Annotated in this window: 2 protein-coding genes; both read left to right on the top strand. The window is 37.7% G+C overall.

Annotation, left to right across the window (positions count from 1 at the left end):
• Positions 1 to 577: tetraacyldisaccharide 4'-kinase (gene lpxK, locus ABD296_RS49310; RefSeq protein WP_344285432.1), on the top strand; the 577-nt coding region annotated here is incomplete at its 5' end.
• A gap of 9 nt (positions 578 to 586) precedes the next feature.
• On the top strand, positions 587 to 1271 hold a 685-nt coding region (gene kdsB, locus ABD296_RS49305; protein WP_344285429.1), incomplete at its 3' end, for a 3-deoxy-manno-octulosonate cytidylyltransferase.

The following is a 1271-nucleotide window of genomic DNA, read 5'->3' as shown; positions in this document are numbered from 1 at the left end:
TTTAATTATTAGTGATGATGGGTTGCAACATTGGGCATTAGGTCGCCAAATAGAATGGATCGTACTTGATCAAAATCGTGGCCTTGGAAATAGAAAGTTATTACCAGAAGGATATTTACGTGAACCTGCGGAACGTTTAAAAACTAGTACGGTAATCGAGCATATTTTCACACCAACAACTACATTGCATATGCATCTTGATGCAGGCCAGCCTTACTTGTTGAATCCTTCTTCGGCAACTGAATTATCATTCAATATTCAAAATAATTACCATGCAGTAGTCGGCATTGGTTTTCCTCAGCGCTTTTACCAAACACTTAAAGGTTTAGGGGTGAAACAATTTCAAGAGCATGCTTTTCGTGATCATCATGATTACAGTATTGATGATCTCATTTTTAATGATGATTTGCCGATCATTACAACAGAAAAAGATGCTGTTAAATTTTTACCATTACTTGAAAAACATCCAGACTTTAAACGTTCTATCTGGGTCGTACCTGTTAAAGCTGTTTTGTCTACAGAGTGCTATCAGATTTTAAATCAACAATTGCAAAAGCTTGATATTCAAATATCTTAGGAAGAAAAAATGAAACATATCGTCATTCCAGCACGCTTCTCAAGTTCGCGTTTGCCAGGTAAGCCATTGTTACTTATTCATGATCGTCCTATGATTTTACGAGTAGTAGATCAAGCAAAAAAAGTTGAAGGTTTCGATGACCTATGTGTAGCAACGGACGATGAACGTATCGCTGAATTATGTCGTGCAGAGGGCGTTGATGTTGTTTTAACAAGTGCAGACCATCCATCGGGAACAGATCGTTTAAGTGAAGTTGCTCGTATTAAAGGATGGGATGCTGATGACATTATTGTAAACGTACAAGGCGATGAGCCATTACTGCCAGCCCAGCTTGTTCAGCAAGTTGCAAAGCTTTTGGTTGATAAGCCAAACTGTTCAATGTCTACATTATGTGAGCCTATTCATGCGTTGGATGAATTTCAGCGTGATAGTATCGTAAAAGTAGTCATGTCTAAACAAAATGAAGCATTATATTTTAGTCGTGCAACTATTCCTTATGATCGAGATAGTGCTAAACAAGCTGAACCAACTTTACATAGCCAAGCATTTCGTCATTTAGGTTTATATGCTTATCGTGTGAGCTTATTACAAGAATATGTTACATGGGAAATGGGTAAACTTGAAAAGCTCGAGAGTCTTGAGCAATTGCGTGTTTTAGAAAATGGACACCGTATTGCTATTGCTGTAGCAGAAG

The organism is Actinomadura napierensis (assembly GCF_039529375.1).
GTDB classification, from domain to species: Bacteria; Actinomycetota; Actinomycetes; order Streptosporangiales; family Streptosporangiaceae; genus Spirillospora; species Spirillospora napierensis.
The sequence above is the reverse complement of the archived record's forward strand: the minus strand, read 5'-3'. Positions and strand labels throughout refer to the sequence as shown.